We start from the raw sequence: 5,572 nt of genomic DNA, 5'->3' as shown, positions 1-5,572 counted from the left end.
CGCGGTGGAAAATCTTGGCCGACCACTCATCAGAGATGACGTGATGCATGCACAACGCCAGAATGTGGTCCCGGTCGCTCAGCCGGAGCAGGCTGGCGCGCAGCAGCGGACCGGCCGCCAGGTCGAAGGGGACGGCAGCGTCTGTGGCGATGAGGTCTTCAGCGGCTTGGTGAGGGATGGGCTGATCCCCCAGATCCACCAAAGGCAGGAGAAAGTCGGTGGGAGGATCGATGATCTGGTACGGGATGCCCTCATCGTCGGCGACCAGCCGGGTGCGCAGCACCTCATGCCGCTCCACCAGCGCTGTCAGCGCAGCACGCAGGACCGGAACATCGAGATCGCCAGGCAGCGGGATGGGAGTAGGCGTGTTGTACTCGGCCGATCCCGGATCAAGCTGAGCCAGGAACCACAACCGCTGCTGAGCGAACGACAGCGGCAACGGCTGATCACGGTCGACCGGCACGATCGGCGGCGCAACCGCGGTGATGCCGGTGCTGTCGATGAGAGCGGCCAGGCCCTTGACGGTCGGCTGATCGAACAGGGCGGCGAGTGCCAGATCGGTGCCAAAGGTGTTGCGGATGCGGGTGATGGCCTGGGTAGCCAGCAGAGAGTGCCCGCCCAGATCGAAGAAGTTGTCGCCGACCCCGACCTGATCCACGCCGAGCAGGTCGGCCCAAATCCCGGCCAGCACCTGCTCTGTCGCCGTCACCGGGGCCTCATAGCCACCCGCGAGCTCCGGACGGCTGCCGTCCGGCACCGGCAGCGCGGCCCGATCGATCTTCCCGTTCGGGGACAACGGGAAGGCGGCGAGCTCGATGAACACCGACGGGATCATGTAATCCGGCAGGCCGGCCGCCAGATACGCCCGCAGATCATCGGTCGCGGGGATGCCGAGGGCAGGGTTGGCGGGAACCAGGTAGGCGACCAGCCGACGGCCCGTGCCGCCCTTGCCCCCTCGGCCACCACGGCCATCACCCTCGCCGACACCATCACCGCTGTCGCCTCCGGTGTGGTGGGTGGTGACCAGGGCCGCGGCGATATGCGGGTGGCCGGTCAGCGCATGCTGAATCTCGCCCGGCTCGATCCGGAAACCACGAATCTTCACCTGATGATCGGTCCGCCCCAGGAAGGCCACCTGACCATCCGGCCGCCACACGGCCACATCACCGGTCCGGTACAACCGCGAACCATCACCGGCGAAAGGGTGCGCCACGAAACGCCCCGCCGTCAGCGCAGGCCGATACACGTAACCACGGGTCAGCCCGGCACCGGCGATGAACAACTCACCCGGCATCCCCACCGGCACCGGATTGAGATGCCGATCCAGCACATAGACACCCGTCCCCGGCAACGGCACCCCGATCGGCGTCGGCCCCGCCGGCTGCCGCCCCAGCGGCACCACCCCCGTCCGCCCCACCACCCCGCCACCAACATCACCGTGACCATCCCGAGCACCGAGATCACTGAGCTGATCGAACTGGCTGGGCTGGTCGTGGTCGTCCTGGCCGGGGGCCAGGACGCTATAGGTGGAATCGATGGTGGTCTCGGTGATCCCATACGCGGTCAGCAACCGCGCCTGCGGCAGCACCTGATGAGCCCGCTGCGCACGACCGACATGCCAGGTATCGGTAGTGGCAATCAGCAACCGCAGATCCGGCAACACCACACCGGCCCGCGCTAGATAAGCCACCAGATTGTCGATATGCCCCGGAGCCGCCTCCAGCGCACTCGCCCCGCTGGCTCGCAACACCCCCGCCCAGCCCGCCGGATCCAGCTGCACCTGCCCCGGAGCCAGCACCAGCGTCCCCCCACCCGCCAGCGCCCGCACCACATCCGCGGTAAACACATCGAAACTGATACTGGCCAGACTCAGCCACCGATGCCCCGCACCCGGCCGGAAGTGCGAACCCAACCAGCCCGCATACAACGCCACCAAATTCCCATGCGCCACCACACTGCCCTTCGGCCGCCCCGTCGACCCCGACGTGTAGATGACCGCCGCACCCTGCCCAGCCGCCACCACCACCCCCGGCGCCCCCACCGGACACCCCTCCAGCACCCCCGCCGCCTCCCCCAGCACCACCACCCGCACCCCACCCACCACCGAACCAGCGGCGGGGTTGGCGGAGACCGCACTGGAGACCGGACTGGCAGCCGCGCCGGCGGCCGGGTTGTCGGCCTCACTCGTGACCAGGCCGATGGCCGGGTTGTCGGAAGGGTTGTCGGCCTCACTCGTGACCAGGCCGATGGCGGGGATGTCGGAAGGGTTGTCGGTCAGCAGAATGCCCGCCCGGCTGTCGGCGAGCATGTACGCCAACCGGCCCGCCGGATAGCCCGGATCCAACGGCAGATACGCCGCCCCCGCCTTCCACACCGCCAAAATCGCGACGATCAACTCCGGAGTCCGCCCCAGATGCAGACCCACCACACACTCCGGACCCACACCCAAAGCAAGAAGATGGTGAGCCAGCCGGTTCGCCCGCTCATCCAGCTCCCCATAACTCAGCTCCACCCCCTCACACGACACCGCCACCCGACCCGGATGCACACCAGCCCGACCAGCGATCAACTCATGAACCCCACCACCGATCCCCCCGACTCCCCCGGCCTCGACCCTCCCCGCCTCAGCCTGCTTGACCTTGGCCTTGACCTTCCCGGCTCCGGCCCTCCCGGACCTGACCTTCTTGCCCCTGCCACTACCGGCCCCCCCGGCGTTCCCAGCCCTCCCCGCATCGCTACCGGGACTCCCGGCCTCCACGACAACCGAATCACCGGCCCAAGTACCGGCGAGCCCCTGCACCTCGACCGGAACGAGGACGGGCGGATGCGTGGTCCAGGTGGTGGTCAACTGCCGCTGCTCGGCCGGAGTCAGGAAGGGCAGCGCCGACAATGGACGATCCGCATCAGCCGCTACTGCAGCCAGCAACGTCAGCAGGTGCCCGACCAACCGCTCGATCGTGGCCCGCTCGAACAAGGCGGTGCTGTACTCCACCGCGCCGCCCAGCCCAGCACGCCCGCGCGGGGCAAAACTCACCGTCAGGTCGTAAAGAGCCTGACGAGGCAACCCGCCTTGCCCATCCCCCGGCCCGGCCTCCAACCCGGCAGGGTCCTGACCCATCGAGTCCTGGTCAAGGGTGACGTAGTTGAGCAAGGTCTGGAACAGCGGCGAGCGGGAACGGTCACGCTCGATGCCCAGCTCATCGACGAGCTGCTCGAAGGGCAGGTCCTGGTGGCCGTAGGCGTCCAGCGCCGTGGCCCGCACCTGCTGCAGCAGGTCGGTGAAGGTCGGGTCCCCGGACAGGTCGGCCCGCAGCACCAGCGTGTTGACGAAGAACCCGATCAGATCCTCGGTCTCGGCCTGATTCCGGTTGGCGACCGGAGTGCCGACCAGCACATCATCCTGCCGGCTGTAGCGGCCGAGCAGGGCGGTGTAGGCGGCCAGCAACGTCATGAACATGGTCGCGCCGGTACGGCGAGACAACTCCTGCAGCCCTTCGGCCACCTCCACGCTGACGTGAAAGTCCACGGCCGCGCCGGCAGTGTCGCGAATCGCCGCGCGAGGCCGGTCGGTCGGCAGATCCAGCACCGGCGGCTGGGCAAGCTGCCGCCGCCAATACCCGAGCTGCTCCTCCAGCGTCTGCCCGGTCAGCCAGTTGCGCTGCCACAGGGCGAAGTCGGCGTACTGCACCGTGAGCGGCGCCAGCGGGGACGGCTCCCCCGCCCAGAAAACGTCATAGAGAGCGAGGAGCTCCCGGCGGAAGATCTTGGCCGACCACTCATCGGAGATGACGTGATGCATGCACAAGGCCAGGATGTGCTCCTGATCGCCCAACCGGATCAGGCTGCCCCGCAGCAGAGGTCCAGTGGCCAGATCGAACGGCGTAGCCACATCGGCCGCGATCAGCGCCTGCGCCTCCTGCTCGCTCGCCACCTCGATGACCGGCAGGTCGAAGCCGGCGGGCGGGTCGATGACCTGGTACGGGACGCCGTCGGCGTCGGCGACCAGCCGGGTGCGCAGCACCTCATGCCGCTCCACCAGCGCCGCCAGCGCGGCCCGCATTGCCCCCTGATCCAGATCCGCGGCGAGGGCAATCAGCATTGGCGTGTTGTACTCGACCGAGTCCGGCTCCAATTGGGCCAGGAACCACAGCCGCTGCTGGGCGAAGGACAAGGGAAGCGGCTGGTCGCGGTCGGCCGACACGATCGGCGGCGCGACCGTGGTGGCGCCGGTGCTGTCGATGAGCGTGGCCAGACCCTTGATGGTCGGCTGATCGAACAGGGCCGCAAGCGCCAGATCCGTCCCGAACGTGCTACGAATGCGGGTCATGGTCTGGGTGGCCAGCAGAGAGTGCCCGCCCAGATCGAAGAAGTTGTCCCGAACACCGACCTGATCCACACCGAGCAACTCGGCCCAAATCCCGGCCAGCACCTGCTCCGTCGCCGTCACCGGCGCCTCATAACCACCCGCAAGCTCCGGACGGCTGCCATCCGGCACCGGCAGCGCAGCCCGATCGATCTTCCCGTTCGGAGACAACGGGAAGGCCGCCAGCTCGATGAACACCGACGGAATCATGTAATCCGGCAGACCAGCCGCCAGATACGCCCGCAGATCATCAGCGGCAGGAACACCCACCGCCGGATCGGCCGGAACCAGATAGGCCACCAGCCGCTGACCGGCACCACCCTTGCCCCCTCGGCCATGACCGTCACCCGCGCCGACACCATCACCGCTGCCGACGCCGGTGCCGTTGGCGGTGCTACCGCTGCCGACGCCGGTGCCGTTGGCGGTGCTGGTGCTGGTGCTGGTGCCGACGCCGTTGTCAGTACCGGTACCAATGCCGTTGGCGGTGTGGTGGGTGGTGACCAGGGCCGCGGCGATATGCGGGTGGCCGGTCAGCGCATGCTGAATCTCGCCCGGCTCGATCCGGAAACCACGAATCTTCACCTGATGATCGGTCCGCCCCAGGAAGACCAGCTGACCCTCCGGCCGCCACACAGCCACATCACCGGTCCGATACAACCGCGAACCATCACCCGCGTGCGGGTCGGCGACGAACCGCTCCGCCGTCAGCGCGGGCCGGCCGTGATAGCCGCGGGCCAGACCGAGACCGCCGACGAACAGCTCCCCGGACACACCGGTGGGGGTGGCGTTGAGGTGGGCATCCAGCACGTGGGTGGTGGTGTTGGCGATCGGACCGCCGATCCCGGCCGGGTCCTGACCGATGGTCGCGCACACCGTGGTCTCGGTCGGGCCGTAGGCGTTCAGCAGCCGATGCCGGCTCCCCCACACCCGCGCGAGCTCCGGATCCAGATGCTCACCCGCGCTGATCAACGTCAACTCAGGTAGCTCCTCCGGATCCAGCGTGGCCAGCAGCGACGGCGGCAACGTCGCCACATCCACCCGCTGCTCCCGGACGAACCCCGCCAGATCGGCCACCCGCTGCTCCGCACCCGGAACCACCAACGTCGCCCCCGCGGCCAACGTCACCGCAATCTCCGACACCGCCGCATCAAACCCAGGCGACGCAAACTGCAACACCCGCGAAGAAGCCGAAACCCCGAACGCCTCCCG

General features: G+C 68.4%; 1 protein-coding gene. It reads right to left on the bottom strand.

The features are described from left to right. On the bottom strand, positions 1-5,503 hold a 5,503-nt coding region (locus tag ABZS69_RS66725), incomplete at its 3' end, for a condensation domain-containing protein (protein ID WP_355395504.1). Positions 5,504-5,572: the final 69 nt, after the last annotated feature.

The sequence above is a fragment of the Nonomuraea sp. NPDC005650 genome, from assembly GCF_040605375.1.
In the GTDB taxonomy this organism is placed as follows: Bacteria; Actinomycetota; Actinomycetes; order Streptosporangiales; family Streptosporangiaceae; genus Nonomuraea.
The sequence above is the reverse complement of the archived record's forward strand: the minus strand, read 5'-3'. Positions and strand labels throughout refer to the sequence as shown.